The 20,735-nt window shown below is 57.9% G+C and carries 23 protein-coding genes and 1 other annotated feature; of the genes, 6 read left to right on the top strand and 17 right to left on the bottom strand.

The annotated features are described in order from the left end of the window. Positions 1-24: 24 nt before the first annotated feature. The 8 genes from uhpC to E0L20_RS14610 form a co-directional block, all read right to left on the bottom strand. On the bottom strand, positions 25-1,335 hold the full coding sequence (uhpC, locus tag E0L20_RS14650) for an MFS transporter (RefSeq protein WP_131634578.1): 1,311 nt from the start codon (positions 1,333-1,335) through the stop codon (positions 25-27). After that, on the bottom strand, positions 1,328-2,833 hold the full coding sequence (gene uhpB, locus E0L20_RS14645) for a signal transduction histidine-protein kinase/phosphatase UhpB (RefSeq protein WP_131634577.1): 1,506 nt from the start codon (positions 2,831-2,833) through the stop codon (positions 1,328-1,330). The genes uhpC and uhpB overlap by 8 nt, the downstream gene beginning before the upstream one ends. Next, the gene (gene uhpA / locus E0L20_RS14640; protein ID WP_131634576.1) at positions 2,830-3,423 is read right to left on the bottom strand and encodes a response regulator transcription factor UhpA; all 594 of its coding nucleotides are present in this window, start codon (positions 3,421-3,423) and stop codon (positions 2,830-2,832) included. The genes uhpB and uhpA overlap by 4 nt, the downstream gene beginning before the upstream one ends. A 125-nt stretch (positions 3,424-3,548) precedes the next feature. Continuing rightward, a complete protein-coding gene (gene ilvN, locus E0L20_RS14635; RefSeq protein ID WP_038414990.1) occupies positions 3,549-3,836 on the bottom strand; it encodes an acetolactate synthase small subunit in 288 nt (95 codons plus the stop codon). 3 nt (positions 3,837-3,839) lie between these two features. Beyond that, a complete protein-coding gene (gene ilvB / locus E0L20_RS14630; protein ID WP_121426078.1) occupies positions 3,840-5,528 on the bottom strand; it encodes an acetolactate synthase large subunit in 1,689 nt (562 codons plus the stop codon). Positions 5,529-5,634: 106 nt separating this feature from the next. Beyond that, positions 5,635-5,733, bottom strand: a complete 99-nt coding sequence (gene ivbL / locus E0L20_RS14625; protein ID WP_131634575.1) for an ilvB operon leader peptide IvbL — start codon at positions 5,731-5,733, stop codon at positions 5,635-5,637. A 107-nt stretch (positions 5,734-5,840) separates the two neighbouring features. Next, positions 5,841-6,320, bottom strand: a complete 480-nt coding sequence (locus tag E0L20_RS14620) for an Hcp family type VI secretion system effector (protein WP_131634574.1) — start codon at positions 6,318-6,320, stop codon at positions 5,841-5,843. A gap of 196 nt (positions 6,321-6,516) precedes the next feature. Then, positions 6,517-7,230, bottom strand: coding sequence for a hypothetical protein (locus E0L20_RS14610; RefSeq protein WP_131634572.1), 714 nt, complete (start codon positions 7,228-7,230; stop codon positions 6,517-6,519). 703 nt (positions 7,231-7,933) lie between these two features. Between E0L20_RS14610 and tisB the strand changes: the two genes are divergently transcribed. The 4 genes from tisB to emrD all read left to right on the top strand — a co-directional run bounded on the left by tisB (position 7,934) and on the right by emrD (position 10,790). Next, positions 7,934-8,023, top strand: coding sequence for a type I toxin-antitoxin system toxin TisB (gene tisB, locus E0L20_RS24205; protein ID WP_023331685.1), 90 nt, complete (start codon positions 7,934-7,936; stop codon positions 8,021-8,023). Positions 8,024-8,087: 64 nt separating this feature from the next. Further along, positions 8,088-8,534, top strand: coding sequence for a GNAT family N-acetyltransferase (locus E0L20_RS14600; RefSeq protein ID WP_131634571.1), 447 nt, complete (start codon positions 8,088-8,090; stop codon positions 8,532-8,534). 62 nt (positions 8,535-8,596) lie between these two features. Then, positions 8,597-9,430, top strand: a complete 834-nt coding sequence (locus tag E0L20_RS14595) for an EamA family transporter (protein WP_131634570.1) — start codon at positions 8,597-8,599, stop codon at positions 9,428-9,430. A gap of 175 nt (positions 9,431-9,605) precedes the next feature. Continuing rightward, the gene (gene emrD, locus E0L20_RS14590) at positions 9,606-10,790 is read left to right on the top strand and encodes a multidrug efflux MFS transporter EmrD (RefSeq protein ID WP_131634569.1); all 1,185 of its coding nucleotides are present in this window, start codon (positions 9,606-9,608) and stop codon (positions 10,788-10,790) included. Here the strand turns inward: emrD and E0L20_RS14585 are convergent. Together E0L20_RS14585 and dsdC are read right to left on the bottom strand one after the other, a co-directional pair. After that, positions 10,693-11,781 carry a glycoside hydrolase family 5 protein gene (locus E0L20_RS14585; protein ID WP_131634568.1) on the bottom strand — a complete coding sequence of 363 codons (1,089 nt, stop codon included), beginning with the start codon at positions 11,779-11,781 and terminating at the stop codon, positions 10,693-10,695. The two genes, emrD and E0L20_RS14585, sit on opposite strands and share 98 nt — an antisense overlap. 84 nt (positions 11,782-11,865) lie before the next feature. Beyond that, on the bottom strand, positions 11,866-12,792 hold the full coding sequence (dsdC, locus tag E0L20_RS14580; protein WP_131634567.1) for a DNA-binding transcriptional regulator DsdC: 927 nt from the start codon (positions 12,790-12,792) through the stop codon (positions 11,866-11,868). Positions 12,793-13,085: 293 nt separating this feature from the next. Here dsdC and dsdA point away from each other — a divergent pair, with 293 nt between their 5' ends. Continuing rightward, the gene (gene dsdA, locus E0L20_RS14575) at positions 13,086-14,372 is read left to right on the top strand and encodes a D-serine ammonia-lyase (protein WP_131634566.1); all 1,287 of its coding nucleotides are present in this window, start codon (positions 13,086-13,088) and stop codon (positions 14,370-14,372) included. Between the two features lie 32 nt (positions 14,373-14,404). Here the strand turns inward: dsdA and E0L20_RS14570 are convergent, their stop codons facing one another. From E0L20_RS14570 to ibpA, 5 genes are all read right to left on the bottom strand, one after another. Next, positions 14,405-14,752, bottom strand: coding sequence for a DUF202 domain-containing protein (locus E0L20_RS14570; RefSeq protein ID WP_131634565.1), 348 nt, complete (start codon positions 14,750-14,752; stop codon positions 14,405-14,407). Further along, entirely contained in the window at positions 14,742-15,089 is a 348-nt protein-coding gene (locus E0L20_RS14565) for a YidH family protein (RefSeq protein ID WP_131634564.1), read from the bottom strand. Before E0L20_RS14565 ends, E0L20_RS14570 begins: the two co-directional genes overlap by 11 nt. 58 nt (positions 15,090-15,147) lie before the next feature. Beyond that, positions 15,148-16,809, bottom strand: coding sequence for a putative transporter (locus E0L20_RS14560; RefSeq protein ID WP_131634563.1), 1,662 nt, complete (start codon positions 16,807-16,809; stop codon positions 15,148-15,150). Between the two features lie 165 nt (positions 16,810-16,974). Then, a complete protein-coding gene (gene ibpB, locus E0L20_RS14555) occupies positions 16,975-17,403 on the bottom strand; it encodes a small heat shock chaperone IbpB (protein ID WP_131634562.1) in 429 nt (142 codons plus the stop codon). A 136-nt stretch (positions 17,404-17,539) separates the two neighbouring features. Then, positions 17,540-17,950: a small heat shock chaperone IbpA gene (gene ibpA / locus E0L20_RS14550; RefSeq protein WP_131634561.1), complete on the bottom strand. Its 411-nt coding sequence runs from the start codon at positions 17,948-17,950 to the stop codon at positions 17,540-17,542. Then, positions 17,944-18,016: a sequence feature (ROSE (Repression Of Heat Shock gene Expression) occurs in the 5'-region of heat shock genes and acts as an RNA thermometer to modulate expression.), on the bottom strand. It overlaps the preceding gene by 7 nt. Positions 18,017-18,264: 248 nt before the next feature. Here ibpA and E0L20_RS14545 point away from each other — a divergent pair. Then, entirely contained in the window at positions 18,265-18,597 is a 333-nt protein-coding gene (locus tag E0L20_RS14545; RefSeq protein ID WP_131634743.1) for a YceK/YidQ family lipoprotein, read from the top strand. On the opposite strand, the gene E0L20_RS14540 is transcribed toward E0L20_RS14545, so the two are convergent. Continuing rightward, a complete protein-coding gene (locus E0L20_RS14540; RefSeq protein WP_131634560.1) occupies positions 18,594-19,823 on the bottom strand; it encodes a YidR family protein in 1,230 nt (409 codons plus the stop codon). The two genes, E0L20_RS14545 and E0L20_RS14540, sit on opposite strands and share 4 nt — an antisense overlap. Positions 19,824-19,873: 50 nt before the next feature. Further along, on the bottom strand, positions 19,874-20,686 hold the full coding sequence (gene yidA, locus E0L20_RS14535) for a sugar-phosphatase (protein WP_131634559.1): 813 nt from the start codon (positions 20,684-20,686) through the stop codon (positions 19,874-19,876). Positions 20,687-20,735 lie beyond the last annotated feature (49 nt).

The raw sequence follows: 20,735 nt of genomic DNA, 5'->3' as shown, positions 1-20,735 counted from the left end.
CTCGGGGCGAAAAGGTGAGGCGCGTCACGCTTCGCGCGGTGACTGGGCGTGCAAAAACGGCAGCAGCAGCAGGGCGGAAATCCCCGCCGCGATGGCGATCGCCGCGAAGAACCCGCTCCAGTGCCAGACGTCGATCACCCGCGCCAGCGGCCAGCCGGAGAGCGATGCGCCGAGATAGGCAAACAGCCCAACAAAGCCCGTCGCCGCGCCTGCCGCCTCTTTGTGGGAACACTCCGCCGCCGCCATGCCGATCAGCATCTGTGGGCCAAAGACGAAGAAGCCGATGGTGAAGAAGCACGCCGCCTGCATCACGTAGCTGGCGAACGGCATCAGCCACAGCGAGCCGACGGAGAGCAAAATCCCGGCGGCAAAAATCAGGTTCATCGGCCCGCGGTTGCCGTTGAACAGCTTATCCGATCCCCAGCCCGCCACCAGCGCGCCGATAAACCCGCCTAGCTCGAACATCGTCACCGCTGAGTTCGCGGTGACCAGATCCACGCCGAGCGTCTCGGACATGTACAGGTTGCCCCAGTCGTTGATCGCCGCGCGCACCACGTAGACCAGCACGTAGCAGAGCGACAGCAGCCAGATGTACGGGTTTTTCAGCACGTACTTAGTGAGGATCTCCCTGCGGGTCAGCCCCGCGCCCTCCTGCTGCTGGGCAATCTCCATCTCGTCGTGCCGCCAGTCGCCCACCGCCGGCAGGCCGACGGTCTGCGGCCGGTCGCGCAGGCGCCAGCAGAGGAACAGCCCGGCGACAATCGCGAGGCCACCGGCAATCATCATCCCGGCGCGCCAGCCGTAGTGCAGCGCCGCCGCGCCCACCACCATCGGGATCAGCGCCCCGCCGACGTTATGCGCGGTGTTCCAGATCGCCCACCAGCCGCCGCGCTCGTTGCGCGAGTACCAGGCGGTGAGCAGGCGAGCGCAGACCGGCGCGCCCCAGCCCTGGAAAAAGGCGTTCAGCGCCCACAGCAGGGCAAAGGCCCAAAGCGACGTCGAGAAGCCAAACAGAATGTTCACCACCCCGGTGGCGATCAGCCCAACGCCCATAAAATAGCGCGCGTTGGAGCGGTCGCTGACGATGCCGGAGAAGAACTTCGACAGGCCGTAGGTGATGTAAAACAGCGTCGCCAGCAGGCCGATATCGGTGCGCGTCATCACGCCGCTGGCGAGGATTTCCGGCGCGGCGGCGTTGAAGCTTTTGCGGGTGAAGTAGAACAGCGCGTAGCCGAGCCAGATGGTCATCAGGATATGGCGACGCCAGTAGCGGTAACGAGCGTCGATTTCCGCTTTGTCGCGCAGCGGAGCCGCGCTGGCTGGGGTTTTAAACATGGTGCGTCCTTAACGGCAGGCTGACGCTAACGCGCGTCCCGTGGGTGCAGGAGATGTTCAGCGTGCCGCCGAGCGCCGTCACGCGCTCGCGCATGCCCGCCAGGCCAAAGCCCTGCTGGCCAGAGCCCGGCGGCAGGCCGCAGCCGTCGTCTTCAATCACCAGCATCAGGCGCTCGTCCTGCTGCCAGCCCTGGATCGTGACCGCGCTGGCGCTGGCGTGCTTGACGATATTGTTCAGCCCCTCCTGACAGACGCGGAACAGCGTCACGCGCTGTCCTTCGCTCAGCGCAGGCTCGTTAATACGCCAGTCGAGATGGCTGACAATGCCGCGGCTTTCCAGCTCCATCTCGCGCATCAGGGAGCGCACCGCCTGCTCAAGCGACAGGTCGTCAAGCTGGCGCGGGCGCAGCCGTCCTAACAGGCGGCGAACGGAGTCATAAACGCCCAGCGAAAGCTGTTCGATATGCGCCCCGCCCTGCTTGACGCTCGCGTTTTCCGCTGCCAGGCGCTGGACAATGCCCGCCTGGGTGCGGATGGCGGTGATGGTCTGGCCGATATCGTCGTGCAGCTCGCGGGCGACCTCCTGCCGCACGCTCTCTTCCGTCTCCAGCAGACGCTCCGCCAGACGACGGTTGCGCGCCAGCTCGGTTTGCAGGGACTGGTTCAGCTCGCGCAGGCGCTGAATGCCCGCGCCGAGCAGCAGCCCGGTCAGGCTCTGGGCCAGCAGGGAAAGCAGCAGATCCACCGGATGATCGTGCCAGGTCTGGCTGGCGATCAGCGCGATGGCATTCATCAGCGTGGCGATCAGCGCCCCCTGCCAGCCGTAGTGCCAGGCCAGGGCGATGATCGGCAGCGCCAGGCAAAATGGGGTAAAGCGTGAAAGCTCGGCGGGCAGGCCAAGCTGGAGCCACAGGCTCACCACAAACAGCAGCAGATACCAGATGAGGTGCCGGGCGCGCCAGTTCACCGGTTGGGAAACCAGCGAAGGCCCCAGCGGCTGCCAGACGGTGCTGGTGAGATAGTGCCAGATCACGAGGCAGGTTGGTGCCAGCGTCAGGCCGCCGGTGAGGGTCAGCAGCAGGGCGTTGAGCATCTCCTTCTCGCCAATCCACGGAAGCGACTGCAGCAGCGCGGCGGCAATCAGCGCCGCCCCCTGACGCAGCAGCGTGCGCCAGTCGCGCTGGTGGCGGTAGCGGGAAATGAGGGCAACCGGGAGAAGCGTGAGCAGGCTTCCGGTCATCAATAAGGGCAGGTGCGCGAGGGCGACTTCCTGCGCCAGCCAGACCAGCATCAGCCACTCTGCGCCGAGCAAAACGGGCCAGTAGCCTCGCGGACACTGGAGCATCAACCCCAGACGCAGGCCGAAGGGGAACAGCAGCACCGCCAGCTCGGGGCGCTCCACCAGATGCAGGCTGATGCTCCACAGGCAGAACCATGCGGCGGAGAAGATAAAGAAGCTGGCGACGACGGCGATCGGCCGTGATAAAGCGGAACTCATTGCCAGCCGTCGAACATGCGGCGCGCCAGCTCGACGTCGTTGCTGACGTTAAGTTTTTCCATCAGGTTGGCGCGGTGGACGTGCACGGTTTTGGGCGACAGATCCAGCTCGGCGGCAATCTCTTTTACCGACATTCCCTGCGCGAGTTTTTCCGCAACCTGACGCTCGCGCCTGGTGAGCGGATCCTGACGTCCGGCCGCCAGCTTGATGGCGATATCCGGCGTTAAATAGCAGCCGCCGGTGGAGACGGTGCGCACGGCGGCGATCAGCTCGTCGGGGCTACAGCGTTTAGAGAGGAACCCGCGCGCGCCCGCGTTGAGCGCCTGCTCGACCAGCGCCGGGCTGTCATGGACCGACAGCATAATCGTCGCCATGCCCTTTGGCAGCTGGCATAACAGCTCCAGCCCGGAGAGATCCGGCATCGAGATGTCGCAGATACAGACCTGCACCCCGCGCCCCGGCAGGCCCGCCAGCGCCTCGCGACCGGAGCCAAACTCGGCCACGACCTGAAAATCCGGTTCGAGGTTTAAAAGCTGGGCAAAGCCGGAGCGGACGATAAGGTGGTCGTCGATGAGAGCGATGGTGGTCATGGGTTGATCCTGATGCGTGAACACGCCGGATGGCGGCGTAAACGCCTTATCCGGCCTACGCGTAACGTCCTGGTAGGCCGGATAAGCGCAGCGCCATCCGGCAAAAGCCTCTTACCTTAAGTGATTTACTCGAAAAACACCGCAATTTTGTTAAACATGGTGGGATCGGACTGGTTGCGCGCCACTTTGGTGACGTCTTCCAGCTTGTCGATCTGCGCCATCATCTGCTCCAGACGCTGGTCATCGTTAACCAGCAGCCAGATGCGGCTGTGCTCGCTGCCCTGAATCGGCAGACAGAGAATGCCTTCCACGTTAAACGCCCGGCGGGCAAAGAGCCCGCAGACGTGGGTCATGACGCCAGGGTGGTTGCGGACGGTGAGTTCCAGAATGACGTTATCATATTGTTTCTGCATGGCTTATTCTCCCACCATCTCAGTATTTGCCGCACCCGGCGGCACCATCGGATACACTTTTTGTTCAGGGTCGATACGCACGTGGATCAGCGCCGGGCCGGGGCGAGAAATCGCCGCCTGCAGCGCCGCGTGGGCGTCTTCTTCGGCGTTCAGATCGCAAGTGTGCAGGCCAAAACCGGCGGCAATCTGCATAAAGTTAATCATCCCCGGATAGGTCGCCGCAAACACGCCCTGCTTGTAGAACAGGCTCTGCTGCTGGTGCACCAGACCGAGCGCCTCGTTGTTCATCAGGATGATTTTCACGTCTAACTGGTTTTCGGCCGCGGTCGCCATTTCCTGAATGTTCATCATCAGGCTGCCGTCGCCGGAGAAGCAGATGACCTTGCGGTCCGGATTGGCCAGCGCCGCACCCACGGCTGCGGGCAGGCCGAAGCCCATGGTTCCCAGCCCGCCGGAGGTCAGCCACTGGCGCGGACGGTTCAGCGGGTAGGCCTGAGCGGTCCACATCTGGTGCTGGCCGACGTCGGTGGTGATAATCGCGCTGTCGTCCACGCAGGCGGCCACGGCGTTGATCAGCCCGTAGTGGCTCAGCGGGTCGCCTTCGGTTGGAATGGCGCCCGGGAACTCGCGCTGCAGATCCGCCACCAGTTGGCGCCAGTCGGCGCGGTCGGCTGCGTCCGTCTGCGGGATCAGCTGCGCCAGCACCTCGGCCACGTCGCCCTGAATCGCCACGTGCGGCTGCTTGATTTTACCCAGCTCCGCGCGGTCGATATCCACGTGAATGATCTTCGCGTTCGGGCAGAACTGCTCGGTTTTGCCAATCGCCCGGTCATCAAAACGCGCGCCCATAACAATCAGCAAATCCGCTTCTTGCAGGATGTAGTTGGTGCTGCGCGCGCCGTGCATGCCCAGCATGCCGAGAGAGAGCGGGTGCGCTTTCGGCAGCATGCCCAGCGCCATCAGGGTCATGGTGGTCGGCAGGTTGGCTTTTTCCGCAAACTGGCGGATTTCATCCGCAGCGTTAATCGCTCCGCCGCCCAGGTACAGCACCGGACGTTTAGCCGCGTTAATCATGGCTGCGGCGTCGCGCACGCTCTCAGCGCTAAATTCCGGCGCGGGGGCACGGTCGCCCGGCTCCGGCAGCACGTCGATCTCGATCTCTGCGGTCTGGACATCCTTAGGAATGTCTATCCACACCGGGCCCGGGCGGCCAGACTGCGCAATGCGGAACGCATCGCTGATAACCTGAGGCAGCTCGCTGATATCGCGAACTAAATAGTTATGTTTGGTGATGGGGATAGAGATGCCGTAGGTGTCCACTTCCTGGAACGCATCGGTGCCGATCATCGAGGACGGTACCTGGCCGGTAATGCAGATCAGCGGAATGGAGTCGAGCCGCGCGTCGGCGATGGCGGTCACCAGGTTGGTTGCGCCCGGGCCGCTGCAGGCCATACAGACCGCCGGTTTGCCCTGCGTACGCGCCATGCCCTGAGCGATAAAGCCAGCCCCCTGCTCGTGGCGCGCCAGCACGTGGCGGATCTGCGTGCTTTGGCTTAACGCATCGTACAGCGGCAGCACCGTGCCGCCCGGGATGCCCGCAACGATGGTAATGCCCTGTCGTTCCAGTAAGTGAACGATTAACTGCGCGCCCGTAAAGCGCGTCCTGGTGGATGTTGTGCCCGAAATTGCCATGCTCCAGTCCTTTTCTTCTGGGCCGACTTTCCGGGGAGGCTCTTAAACGAAAAACCCCGCCCGGTTTGCGCCGGCGGGGTTTTGGATTCGTGTGTTGATCCAGTCCCTACGGCGCATTGCCGACGACCACCACCACACGCACGACGACCACTGCGGCTGGTTGCGCAGTTTCTAGTAGGGTCGAGGTGAACATAGATGGAGTCATTGGGGACCTGTGTTTGGAATCATTGATTGAATTTATACAAACACAGGTTTTCGGTCGTGACAATGGAAATATTTTCATCTGCGCAAAAATGCGTCAGGGATCACGTTTCAGTACGTTGCTCGCTCATTCCAGGAGTCACTATAGATGACATTGCCGTCGCAATGCTTCCAGGTGATTTTCTCGTAGCGTATGAGAACCGTTTCAAGGTGTGTTCCGGTGTTTGCGCCGGGATAGAGGTCTGGTGTGATTGAGGTTATTTTTACATTCTCCAGGAGGATATTAAAATATTCCTCTTCAAAACCCGCCTCATTAATCTGATACATCTTAATAGTGGCTGACTGAAGTGTTCTTCCCGTACTCAGCGCCCGAAATAAAATCGGGGTTACACGATCAAATTCCTTCTGAAACATGACGGGCATGTGTATGCGCGTGCCCGTCAATTTCCCGGTATTCCCGTCGACTGGGATGTTGACATTATGAGTAAACGATTTGAGTTCAATTGCACCTTCACGCCCTGACACAAGGCAAGGACCAATCATGGGAGAACCATTTTCATCTGTTAGAAACAAATAAGCTGGGTTTGACATAAAAAATCCTTTTTATAAGATTTAATCGTACTTATCAAAGCGGCCGAAAATTATCGGATGAACAATAATAAATACAATGATTGAAATGAATGTTAGTAATACCCAGTGGTCAGGCAACAACCACAGAAATAAAGAGGCACACGCAAAAATATAAACAGGGAATAAAAAATCCGAAAATAGAATTGATAGCAAGCTCTTAAACATGCCCCTTGCCCTTTAAGTCGTTATAAATTGCATCGAAATCCTTATAGAATCCCAACTGCACCTTCTTAATGAGTTCAGACAGGAAAGGCTCAAAAAAGTAGTAAAGCATCTCCAGTTGTGCGGCATAGAGGGTGGCGTAATACTTTGGGTCCAATGTTTTCAGGCGACGAGCAGCAAGAGCGCACTTCTGTTCCGTTCCAATCAGTTGAAACGCCATGACAACGTTAGGTACGCGGCGTGCAAGCCGTTCAACAACGATTTCAGAGAGTATGCCTGATTCGGAAAGGTATTTGGCCAGCCCCCATGCTATCGCCAAACGCGCGGCCTTGTTGGTCGGTATGTTATTAACAAGCCCAGTTACTTTTGAATCCATCTTACGAACGCGATTTTGTTCATTTCCATTTTCAGAATCGGTAATAACACTTTCAAAATAAAGGTATAGCATGTGTGCTATTACATCGCGATAACGGTAAAACGAGAGAATTGAGAGGTACATTCTCTTTTCTTCTGAGAGAACCTCGTCACACACATCGTGATAGCTGGGGATTAAGCATGATGAGTACCAACTTACACGCTCAATTCCTGAGTAAATATCAGAGCCGATCCCCTTTAATGCTCTCCATGCTCCTGCAGCACCTTGCTGTCCATAAATAGCCAACTGCCTGTCACTCTGGAACTTCATCTTTAAATAATCAGACGCTTGCATAATGTATCCATACAATGATTGCGGCTATAAAAATATACATTGAAAAATCCAGAAATTCAAACCTGTAAAAATCCCTTACATAAACATTCACATAAAAAATAAGTTACTCCGATTTTATTTATTACGGTTATTAACGAAACACCTTAATTACTTGAAGGGAATTAGCGGTTTATATTAGTTCACACATTTAGTAGTGCTATCTTTACAAAATGAGTCTAATACCTATCTTATGCGATCCTAACCAGTTCACCGCGAAGCCAAATAGCTGAACCCTCGCTTATCCAGCAGTTTTTTGGGCAGACCAGAAAACAAAAAACCCCGCCTAAGCGAGGTTTTTATCAGGGTTTTGCGGTTGGTCGCCGCAGAACACACTGTGTTACGTCAACGCAAAAAGTATACGCGATCGCAGACGAACGCGCAATTCAGGCACGGATTTTGACGTTTTTGAGTATGGATCGGCTTCACGTTTTTGTCCATAAAATACTGTTCATGCATACAGTATTTATCTATACTGAGGGTGTTCGCAGTGAGCGAGGGGGCCGCAGTTCTACCGGCGCAACGAAGTCCTGGCTGAAACGGGTGGTGCCGTCAGTGCCTTAACCCCCTGAAGTGAGCACACTGTGTTACGTCAATCCAGGTGCTGGCCACAGGCGGCGGAAAGGTACGCCAGCATCGTGCTCCTTTGAACCAAAAGGAGACGCGTATGGGCATCGTGGATATGGTGATACTTATCCTCAAACTCATTGTTGCTGTACTGCAACTGCTTGATGCTGTCCTGAAATACGTTCGGTGATTCAGGTTCAAGTCGCACCTGAGAGGGGCGGGCAACCGCCCCTCTTTAATAACGAGGGAATGCTATGTCGCGTCTGTTAATTGAGCCTGTTACGCCTGACGAGCCAGGGTATATCGCCCTGAAGGCCGAGAGTATCGCGTTGAATTTCAACATGCTGCGCAGGCTGGAAGAAAACTGGCAGCGGGGTGAGAACCGCTTTAACGCGCCGGGTGAAAAGCTGCTGGGCGCGTTTCTCAACGGCAGGCTGGTAGGCGTGTGCGGTCTCAACCGCGATCCGTTCAGCCAGCAGCCGCGCGCCGGGCGTATTCGCCATCTCTACGTCAGCGAGAAGTGCCGCGGACTGGGCATCGGCAAGCAGCTGTTAACCGTGGTGATGGCCGATGCCAGCATCTGGTTTGATTTCCTCAATACCCATGCGCCGGACGCCGCCTACGGGTTCTATCATAGCGCCGGTTTTACGCTGGTGTCGGACGAACCGCGGGTGACGCACCGTCTTTTTTGCGCGGTGTAACCGGCTGGCAGCATCAGAGCCTGAATGTTACAGTTGGATGACAACTCACCATCCGATACGCCATGACCATCACCGTTTTCTGCATTTTGCTGTTCGCCGCGCTGCTGCATGCCAGCTGGAACGCCATCGTTAAGGCCGGAACGGACAAGCTCTATTCCGCAATCAGCGTCAGCGGCTCCGCCACGCTGATTGCCCTGGTGCTGCTCCCCTTCTCTCCGCAGCCTTCTGCCGCAAGCTGGCCGTTTTTAATTGTCTCCTGCGCCCTACAGGTGGTGTATACGGTACTGGTCGCCAAGACGTATCAGGTATCGGATATGAGCCAGACCTATCCCCTGATGCGCGGTACGGCCCCGCTGCTGGTGGCGCTGATCAGCGTACTGGCGCTCGGGGATAGCCTCTCAGGGCTCGCCTGGGCCGGCATTGGCACGATCTGCCTGTCGATTCTGGCGATGGCGATGACCGGCCGTTTGCAGTCACGCAAGGGGATCTGGCTGGCACTGCTTAATGCCTGTTTTATCGCGGGCTATACGCTGGTGGACGGTACGGGCGTGCGGCTGTCCGACACCGCGCTGGGCTATACGCTTTGGACCTTCTTTATGAATGGCTTCTGCCTGCTCGGCTGGGCGATGGTGGCGCGTCGACGCGAAGCCGCCAGCTACCTGCGCCTGCACTGGAAAAAGGGGCTGCTCGGCGGCGTCGGCACGATGGGCTCATACGGTCTGGCGCTCTGGGCCATGACGCAGGCACCGCTGGCGGTGGTCGCCGCGCTGCGTGAAACCTCGATTCTCTTTGGCGCGCTGATCGCATTTTTGCTTTTAAAAGAGAAGGTTGCCGGTCTGCGCATCGCGGCGGCATTGGGTATTGCCGGCGGCGCCATTCTGCTGCGCCTGGCGTAAATCACTGGCAACATTAGTTGCCGATCTTGTTTACAAATCCTGCCTTTCACGGTTTTTTCATTCACCACGACAATGCTTAAATTGTCATCTCACTGTGGTAGATTCCTCGCGCATTTATGGGAATGCGCAGTCACTTATTCTTCATTTTTCTCTTTTGGCAAAAGTATTCAGCGACATGAAAAAACAAAGGAACGTTAACTTATTGTTGATGCTGGTGTTGCTGGTGGCCGTCGGTCAGATGGCGCAAACCATCTACATCCCGGCGATCGCCGACATGGCGAAGGAATTGAACGTCCGCGAGGGCGCGGTGCAAAGCGTGATGGCAGCGTATCTGCTGACCTATGGCGTTTCGCAACTCATCTACGGACCGCTCTCCGACCGCGTCGGGCGTCGACCGGTGATCCTGGTAGGCATGAGCATTTTCATGGTGGCCACCGTCATTGCGATGACAACCCATAACCTGACCGTTCTGATTGCCGCCAGCGCCCTGCAGGGCGTCGGTACCGGCGTCGGCGGGGTGATGGCGCGCACCTTACCGCGCGATATGTATCAGGGCACCCAGCTCCGTCATGCCAACAGCCTGTTAAATATGGGCATTCTGGTCAGCCCGCTTCTCGCCCCGCTGATTGGCGGCCTGCTGGACACGATGTGGTCCTGGCGCGCCTGCTACGCCTTCCTGCTGGGGCTGTGCGTGATTGTCACCTTCAGCATGGGGCGCTGGATGCCGGAAACCCGTCCAAAAGACGCACCGCGCACGAAGCTTGTCGCCAGCTATAAGACGCTGTTCGGTAACGGCTCGTTTACCTGCTATCTGCTGATGCTGATCGGCGGCCTGGCCGGTATCGCGGTGTTCGAAGCCTGTTCCGGGGTACTGCTGGGCGCGGGTCTTGGCCTGAGCAGCATGGTGGTGAGCATTCTGTTTATTCTGCCGATCCCGGCGGCGTTCTTCGGGGCGTGGTTTGCCGGACGTCCGAACAAGCGTTTCTCGACGCTGATGTGGCAATCGGTAATTAGCTGCCTGCTGGCTGGCGTGATGATGTGGCTTCCGGGGCTGTTCGGCGTGATGACGGTCTGGACGCTGCTCATCCCGGCGGCGCTGTTTTTCTTCGGCGCGGGAATGCTGTTCCCGCTGGCAACCAGCGGCGCGATGGAGCCGTTCCCGTTCCTTGCAGGCACGGCGGGCGCGCTGGTTGGCGGTATGCAGAATATCGGCTCCGGCGCGCTGGCATGGCTTTCCGCGATGATGCCGCAAACCGGTCAGGCTAGCCTGGGGTTACTGATGACGCTGATGGGGCTGCTGATTTTACTGTGCTGGCTGCCGCTGGCGTCGCGCGTCCCGCATCACGAGCAGCCGGTTTAACCGCACGATGGCCCGGCTTCTCGCCGGGCTTTTCACACGCAGGCGAAATCATCGTCTGCAGCAGCGGCTCTGGCGCGGGTCGCCAGGCCCCCTCTTCCCCGTCGTAAAACTGAAAATCCGCGTTAAGCGCGTAAGGGATTTTTGCCTTTTGCAGCTCGCAGGCCATAAAGGTGGCGAACGCCATTTGCGATGCCGTTGGCGTGAGATGATTTGACTCCCCTACGCCCCAGCCCCCAACCCAGCTGACGTGCCCGGTTTTTTGCTGCCAGCGCAGCGCCGTATTGATGCGGTTATGAATCGCCGCTTTCTCGGCTGGCGTCCCCGACGTCCACGGGTATTTGCCGTTACTTTTCAACGGTCCCCACGGGAAGATATGCCATTCCGCCAGCAGGTAGTTTTGGCTGCGCGCGGGCAACTTCAGGCTGGATAAATCTTCCGGCGCGGCGCGCAGGCGAGGGGCGATAAAAATCATGCGGTTCGGGTTAATCGCATGAATATCTTTGATCGCTTTCTCATACACCCGGTTAAGCGATGCCGCGTTGTGGTTGAGCTTATCCGCAGGCTCGTAGATCAGATCGAAACCCAGCAGCGGTGAGCGTTGGCCGAAATAGTGCGCCACGGCAATCCACCAGTTAACCACCTCTTTCTCGTTATCGGGTTTCGGGTCGTTTTTGTATTCATCTGCCTGATAAGCGACTATCGGGATCACGCCGTACTGCTCGCAGGCTTCTACCAGCTTGCGCAGATGGATCAGCCGCGCTTCTGTAGGCTCATCGGCCACGCGAATGCGCACGTGGGTGATCCCTTTTGCGCGAAAATCACGCACCACCAGCGGGTCGAACTCGCGAATGCCGCGCTCGGTGCGCGCCCAGTCGACATCCATTCCCACGCCCAGCTTCTGCGCGTAACGGGCAGCCGTCAGCGGCGGCTCAGCGGCAATGGCCCAGCCGGAGGCAATCAGTAAGGCAGTGGCAATGAAAGGCTTGAACACGGTTTACCCTGGATAAATCGAAAGCATTACCTGTATTTAGCACGCTTTTTCATATTTGGTGTAGAGCGAAAGCGTAATAATTCTTCAACCTGCCAGCACTCGCAGCCAGCCGATAAAGGCGTCTATTTTCGGCCACTGGCGGCCAGAAAGCGTCGAGATATAGTAGTGCTGATGACATTTCAGGGTCTTTTCACCGAACGGGGCGATCAGCTCGCCTCGTTCCAGCCGTTTCTGCACCAGCCGCTTTCTGCCCATCGCGACGCCAACGTGGTTGATGGCCGCAATAATCGCTAAATCGGAACGATCGAAACCAATGCCCGACGATGGCGGCATATTCACCGCAAAATGCTGTGCCCAGCTCAGCCACTCGTCCGTACCGGAATCATTGCTCCAGGCCTGACGGTCGTGCAACAGCGTGCAGTGGCTGAGGTTATCGGGGTTTTTCAGCAGTTCATGCTCGCGGGCATACCGCGGTGAGCAGACCGGCAAAATCTCCTCGTCCATCAGGAAGTGATGAGAGAGGTGGTTTGGCGGCGTATCGTCGAAATAGAGCGCCAGATCGACGCCCGTTCGCTGCATGTTAACGTAATCATTGCCGGTCAGGATGGTAAGTGAAATCGACGGATAGCGGCGGGTAAAATCCCCCAGCATGGGCACCAGCAAGCACTGGGCAATCGACGGGCGGGAGTAGACCGTCAGCGTGCCGGAGAGCGCCTGGTTTTTGATATCCAGGATCTCCTGATTCAGGGTGTCGAGGGACGATCTTAGCGTCCAGTAAACGCGCTTCCCTTCTTGCGTCAGCTCGACTTTACGGTGCGAGCGGACGAACAGCTGAATACCCAGCTCCTCTTCCAGCAGGTTGATGCGGTGGCTCACCGCGCTGGGGCTGAGCGACAGCTCCGCCGCCGCCAGGGCGAAGGACTCATGCCGGGCGGCCACTTCAAAGGTGTACATTTTCGACAGCTGGCAGCCGTTTAATAGCCGGTTTCTGGCTTCATTTGCATCGGTCATCACAATTCTCGCGCGTGGTTTCTGCGCTCAGCATACCGCTCAAGGGTGAATTTATGTGAACCTAATACGGATTAAGTGCGCTTTTTTGAGCGCAGTCACTCAGTTGATCCAATCTGGCTCACCTGAACGCCAATTTATATCGCTTGTCAGCCCACGCCGTTTTTTCGTCCAATACCCACAGATGACATAAGGGTGAGGTGAGATATGACGACGGCGAGGTTTATCGCCTCGGAGCTTGCACCTGGCGGCACATTCCTGCTTTCCTTCATTATCTGAGCGCGAAGAGACGTACTATGGAAAACGCAACTATCACCACGTTAACCGCACAGTTTCCTCTGGTTGAGGATCTGATTGCCCTGAAAGAAACCACCTGGCTAAACCCGCGCACCACGACGCTTGCGGAAGGGTTGCCGTACGTAGGGCTGACCAAAGCCGACGTGGACGACGCGCACGCTCGCCTGAAACGCTTCGCGCCGTATCTGGCGAAAGCCTTCCCGGAAACGGCGGCAACGGGCGGGATTATTGAATCCGAGCTGGTCGCGATCCCGGCAATGCAGGCGCGGCTGGAGAAAGAATCTGCGAAGTCTATTCCCGGCACGCTGCTGCTGAAAAAAGACAGCCATCTGCCGATTTCCGGCTCGATTAAAGCGCGCGGCGGCATCTACGAGGTGCTGACCCACGCCGAGAAACTGGCGCTGGACGCCGGGTTGCTGAGCACCGAAGACGACTACAGCATTCTGCTGGAGCCGCGCTTTAAGGACTTCTTCAGCCAGTACAGCATTGCGGTGGGCTCAACCGGCAACCTCGGGATGTCCATCGGCATTATGAGCGCACGCATCGGTTTTAAGGTGACGGTACATATGTCTGCCGACGCCCGCGAGTGGAAGAAAGCCAAACTGCGCAGCCACGGCGTCATCGTCGTGGAATATGAACAGGATTACGGCGTGGCGGTGGAGCAGGGACGAAAAGCGGCGGAAAGCGATCCGAACTGTTTCTTCATCGACGATGAAAATTCCCGCACCTTATTCCTGGGCTATGCCGTTGCAGGCGAGCGCCTGAAGGCGCAGTTTGCCGAACAGGGCCGGGTGGTGGATGCGGATCATCCCCTGTACGTCTACCTGCCGTGCGGCGTCGGCGGCGGTCCCGGCGGCGTGGCGTTTGGCCTGAAGCTGGCCTTCGGCGATAACGTCCACTGCTTCTTTGCGGAGCCAACGCACTCCCCGTGCATGCTGCTGGGGGTTTATACGGGCCTGCACGATGAAATTGCCGTGCAGGATCTGGGGATTGATAACGTGACGGCGGCGGACGGTCTGGCGGTTGGGCGGGCATCCGGCTTTGTGGGCCGCGCGATGGAACGCCTGCTCGACGGGTTCTATACGCTTTCCGACCAGAGCATGTACGATATGCTCGGTTGGCTGGCGCAGGCGGAAGGCATTCGTCTGGAGCCGTCGGCGCTGGCGGGGATGGCCGGGCCGCTGCGCGTTCATTCGCATACCAACGTTACCCACCTGGTGTGGGCGACCGGCGGCGGGATGGTGCCGGAAGACGAGATGGCGAAGTATCTGGCGAAAGGGAAGTAATTATGCCGGGTGGCGGCTGCGCCTTACCCGGCCTACAACTGCAAAATTTGTTGAATGTGGGTTACCGCAAACAACAATGACAGCGAGAGAACAGCAAGCGCGATCAGGAACTTATCGCGCACCGCCTTCGGCTGTGCAAAATCGTTCTGCGCTACGTCCATCAGGTTACGGCTGCGGGTATAGCGCCACAAAACGATCGCCACCAGCGCCAGCACGATAATTGAGATCCAGAATGGCACCCCCGTGCGGTGCCAGTTGTGCTTAATCGCCAGGGCGATCAGCGCGCCATACCCCAGCAGCGTGCGCAGCCAGGCCAGCGACGTCCGCTCCGGCTGCAGGCCGGGGTCCGCTTCGCGCCGCGCTTTGCGGCTATCCGCCATAGAACACCAGCACCATCACTACGCCCGCTACCGTCAGCAGAATCGTGCTGATAATCAGCAGCCCACGGGTATAGGGCAGATCCTGCTTCAGGCGCATCGCCTTCTCATTGCGCAGCCAGCGCAGGTAGCCGTAAATCGCCAGCACGCCCGCGAACAGGCATAACAGCAACGCGAGGATTTCGCGAATCACGGGGGTGGCAAAGTCGGGGGCAAGCTGATCGAGACCGACGCCAGCGGCCAGAAAGCCCAGCGCGGTGCGGATCCACGCCAGGAAAGTGCGTTCGTTAGCCAACGAGAAGCGGTAGTCCGGCGCTTCGCCGAGGCGGGAAATTTTCATGGGGGTTCCTTGTCGTGCTGCAGGCAGGCTTCAGCATAGCGTAATGCCGATGAAGCTGTTAGCCCATCCCCCAGAACAACACCGCCAGCAGCTGCGGCGTAATGATGCGCAGGAACATCACCAGCGGATAGACCGTCGCGTACGACAGCGCCGCCGCGCCGCTGGTGGCGTGCAGGTTGTTGGCAAAGGCCAGCGCCGGGGGATCGGTCATGGAGCCTGCCAGCATGCCGCACAGCGTCAGATAGTTCATTTTGGCGAACATTCGCGCCATTATCCCGACCGTTAGCAGCGGGATAGCGGTAATAAAGATGCCATAGCCGACCCAGCTTATCCCGTCACCCTTGACCAGCGTATCAACAAAATCACCGCCGGATTTCAGCCCGACGACCGCCAGGAACAGCACGATGCCCAGCTCGCGCAGCGCCAGGTTCGCGCTCGGCGGCATAAACCAGTAGAGCTTACCGATACAGCCGATACGCCCGAGGATAAGCGCCATGATCAGCGGCCCGCCCGCCAGGCCGAGCTTGAGCGCCACCGGGAATCCCGGCACGTACAGCGGAATGGAGCCGAGCAGCACGCCGAGGCCAACACCAATAAAGACCGGCAGCATCTGCACCTGCTGCAGCTTTTGCTGGGCGTTGCCTACCATGTCCGCCACGGCATCAATGGACGACGGGCGCCCGACCAGGTTGAGGATATCGCCAAACTGCAGGCTGGCCTCGGGGCTGGCAACCAGCTCAATACCCGCGCGGTTAAGGCGGGAGATCACCACGTCATAGCGCTCTTTTACCTGCAGATCTCGGATTTTCTTCCCCAGAACCTTTTCGTTGGTAACGACGACGCGCTCGACGCGCATGTCCGTTCCGCGCGTGGAGAGCGAGGTGTCGACCTCCTGACCAATCACCAGCCGCGCGTTGTTGAGATCGCCCGGCTGCCCAACCAGGTGCAGCAGGTCGCCCTGCAGAATTGTGGTGCCGGGGGAGGGCACCATCAGCATGTCATCACGTTTGAGGCGCGAGCAGATAATATTGGCGCTGTTGAGGATCGGTACGTCCTGAATCGCCATATTGTTCAGGTTGGGGTTATCGACGCGAATGTTGATGGTTTTGATCGGCATATGGCCGTTGGTGAGCGTGGTTTCGTGGTCTTTCGCCTCTTTATCGACGTTGACGCGAAACAGCACCCGCACCAGCCACATGGAGAGCAGAATGCCGCAAATCCCAAACGGATAGGCCATCGCGTAGCTCATCCCCATCTGGTCGACGATGCCGGGTTCGATACCTAAATCGCGCAGGATTTGCTGGCCTGCCCCCAGCGCTGGGGTGTTGGTGACTGCGCCGGAGAAAATCCCCAGCACCACGGGGAGCGGGATGTCGAAGAGTTTATGCAGGATAGCGGTGACCAGGCCGCCCATCACCACGATGCCGAGGGCAAAGAGATTCAAGCGCAATCCGGATACGCGCAGGGAAGCGAAAAAGCCCGGCCCGACCTGGATACCGATGGTGTAAACAAAGAGGATCAGGCCGAACTCCTGGATGAAGTGGAGCATTTCGGCGCTGAGAACCAGCCCAAGCTGGTCGGCAAAATGGCCAACAAAAATGCCGCCGAACAGCACTCCGCCAATGCCAAACCCGACGCCGCGGATTTTGATATTGCCAATCCACAGGCCCACAACAGCGACCAGGGCCAACACGCTAACGGTTAACGCGATATCACTCATGATCCACATCCTGTGTATAACCTTAGTTATGCTAAGGATTCTCTCAGAGCCGGATGAGATTGTATGGGCGATGGCGCACAAAAAAGCCCTGCCACGGCAGGGCCTTATCTTTTCACCCTCTCCCTGTGGGAGAGGGCCGGGGTGAGGGCACCAGCCCGCACAGTATTAACTGTTTAACGCCGGCCGCTCGCTAATGGCGATACGCTGCGGCGCGATGGCTTCCGGCACGTTGCGGAGCAGGTCGATATGCAGCAGCCCGTTGGTAAACGTTGCGCCGGACACTTCCATATGGTCTGCCAGGGTAAAGCTCAGGCTAAACGGCTGATTAACAAGCCCCTGATGCAGCCATTTGGTCTCGGTCTCTTGTTTTTCCGGCGTACCTTTCACGGTCAAACGCGTGCCTTCAAGCTGGATGTCCAGATCGTCCTGGCGGAAACCGGCCAGCGCAAGCGTGATGCGATAGTGGTTATCATCGCTTTTTTCGATGTTGTACGGCGGAAACGCCTGTTGCTCGGTGGTGCTTTGCAGAGCGTTAGCGAGTTTGTCAAAACCAATCCACTGACGCAGCAGGGGGGATAAATCGTAGTTACGCATACTAAATCTCCTTCTGAGAAGCGAGTTCGGCACAGTTTAATTTTGTGCGCAGTTGTTCCTGCAAATCCTGATGGATTCGCATATGCTCCCATTACGGCAAGCAATTCTGAGTGGGCCGCGAGAGCGACCCGCGTAATTAGTTGATTTCGATACGGCGCGGTTTTTTCTCTTCCGGAATCACGCGTTCCAGTTCGATAAACAGCAGGCCGTTAACCAGGTTCGCGCCTTTAACGTGAATGTTCTCGGCGAGCTGGAACTTGCGTTCAAAGTTGCGCTCGGCGATACCCTGATACAGGTAGGTGCGCTCTTTTTGCTCAGCCGTATGGGCACCTTTCACCACCAGCAGGTTATCCTGCGCGGTGATCTCCAGCTCGTTTTCTGCAAAACCGGCGACAGCAATGGCAATGCGGTAGTGGTTTTCGTTAACCAGTTCAACATTGTAGGGAGGATAGCCGTTGCTCTGGCTTTGGTTATTTTCTAAATGGTTGAACAGGCGGTCAAAACCAATTGCAGAACGGTACAGCGGAGAAAGATCGAAGTTACGCATAGATAAAAACTCCTGAAATCAGCGAGAAAATATAGCCTTCCACCATGGACAGGCTCTGGCGCCCCCGAACACCCATCAGGCGTGTTCGTTATCGGGCCACAATCTTAAAATGGGTCTGGATACGGGCTTTTCAAGCGTATTTATGTGAGATTTTTTTGCGCTTTGCGGGTTGTCGCATAGACTAGGACAACAGCACAAAGGGTTAAATTGCGATGTCTGCCACAGTGCGGGGGTTTCGGGCTATTCATTTTGGGCGAGGCTCGCTATAACCCTCAATTGCAGGTCGATGCTGTACCATTAACGATGATTGAATGATGATGAAAAATGTTCTGATAAAGCTGACGATGTTCAGCGGGGTAGTTTTACTTTGCGGGTGTTCGAGCGTGATGTCTCACACCGGCGGTAAAGAAGGAACATATCCGGGGACGCGCGCCAGTGCGGCAATGATCTCCGATGACGATACAAACTGGGGAACCAAATCTCTGGTTATCCTGGATATGCCGTTTACGGCAGTTGCTGATACGCTCCTGCTGCCGTGGGACATGTTCCGCACGGATAACTCCGTGCGGTCGCGCGTGGAGAAAAGCGAGCAGGAAAATCTGGCCACTAACTCCGTTATCCCGCCCGCAGCACTGCCGCCGCGCTAGTTCTTAGCGGTTTCCGTGAGCCACAGCTGGCGGAAACCGTCTGTCTCTTCCATCCAGGCAATAAAACGCCCGTCCGGCGAGAACACGACCGCGTCGGCAGACGGCGGATTGCCGCGATCGGACGTCAAAAACGTCACCTCTCCGGTCCGGGCATCGCAGCAGGCAATCCGGTTTTCAAGAACAAATCCCAGCATGTTCCCGCAAGGATGCCAGTTAAACGCAGACTGAATACCGCTTTTCGTATGGGTTAGCTGGCGTGGCTCGCCGCCCTCGGGTGAGATTAACCATAGCTGGACCGTACCGTTTTCATCACGCATCAGGAACGCAATCTGCGTCCCTTGCGGATTACTGCGTACCCAGTGGCGCGGCACGTTCACCAGCCCCGGATACGCATTCTGATGGGTGAAGGTTAACCGACGCTGTACAACGCCCTCAGGCGGAGCCGGAAGGGTTTCTGGCGTGCCCTGCAGCGGCGCATCGCCCGCACGTTTCCAGCCCTGCTCGTCCTGCGGAAGTTCGACAATAAACAGCTCGGGCACCTTCTCGCCCTTGCTGGACAAGGTATCGCCGATAAACGCCAGCCTGTTATTGCCTACCCAGCCCTCTTCATACGCACGGTTGATCTCATCGCTGCCCGGCAGCGGGTTCGGCGTAGTGCGGCTGACCAGCACGCTCCAGAAGGTTCCAGGATATTCACGCGGATGGTTACCCTGCGGGTTCACCGGGCCGAAAGGCGCAGCCACGCCAACGTTGCGTAAATCGAGCGTTGGATCGCGCTCGTGCAGGACATGGTCGTTATAGGTAAAGCTGACGAACTGCCCGTTCGGGCTAAAAACGTGTACGTGGCTGCCGCCGCGCAGCGCGCCGGCGGTATAGGGCGCGGTGATATCCATCGCATCGAGGTTGCTCGCCTGGCCGCTGTGGACAATCACCCCCTGTCGGTGGTGAAAATCGTAATGCCAGTCTGCATCGGGGTTTTTCGGGCCGTGGATAAAGACATATTTGTCCTTTGCCGGATGAACGGTCACCACGCCAACGTGCGCGCCGTCGGCGGCGCGATAGATCACCTCCACGTCACCCGTCGCGACGTTGACCCGCTCAATGGTTTCACCGGTGAACGACGCGCCGGACGGGCGCACGTCATAGGCCAGCCACTGGCTGTCCGGCGTCCAGGTATTAATATTCGTGAGCTGGTGATGGCGGGAAGCGAAGGTGATTTGTTTCATGAGGATACCCTGATACGCAGTAATCGCATCAGGGTATCGCAGGCGCGATTTTAGTTCAGCACAAACTTCTCGATGGCGTAAGCCACGCCGTCTTCCAGGTTGGATTTGGTCACGAAGTTGGCCACTTCTTTCACCGACGGAATGGCGTTATCCATCGCCACGCCCATACCCGCGAACTCAATCATCGCGATGTCATTTTCCTGGTCACCGAGCGCCATAATCTCTTCTGGCTTAATTCCCAGCGCATCCGCAAGCGATTTCACGCCGGTGCCCTTATTGACGCGTTTATCGAGAATTTCGAGGAAGTACGGCGCGCTTTTCAGCACGGTGTACTTCTCTTTCACGTCAGCCGGGATGCGCGCAATGGCTTTATCCAGGATCTCCGGCTCGTCGATCATCATCACTTTCAGGAACTGGGTCGCAGGGTCCATCTTCTCGGCTTCACAGAACACCAGCGGGATCGTCGCGACAAAGGATTCATGGACGGTGTAGTAGCTGATATCGCGGTTAGCGGTGTAGAGCGTGTTGCGATCGAGCGCGTGGAAGTGGGAACCGACGTCGCGGGACAGTTTTTCCAGGAACAGGTAGTCATCATAGTTCAGCGCGGTTTGCGCCACCGTGCTGCCGTCTGCGGCCTTCTGCACCAGCGCACCGTTGTAGGTGATGCAGTAGTCGCCGGGCTGATTCATGTGCAGCTCTTTCAGATAGCTGTGCACGCCCGCATAAGGACGACCCGTGGTCAGGACCACATTCACGCCTTTTTCGCGCGCAGCGGCGATCGCGTTTTTAACGGCAGGAGAGATGGTGTGGTCTGGCAGCAGCAGCGTGCCGTCCATGTCGATTGCAATGAGTTTGATAGCCATGAGTTCCCCGGGATAAATGAGTGCTGCCTCATGCTAACGCGATTAAGCC

This window comes from Enterobacter wuhouensis (assembly GCF_004331265.1).
GTDB classification, from domain to species: Bacteria; Pseudomonadota; Gammaproteobacteria; order Enterobacterales; family Enterobacteriaceae; genus Enterobacter; species Enterobacter wuhouensis.
Note: the sequence above shows the minus strand (reverse complement) of the source record. Positions and strands in the feature narration are given on the sequence as shown.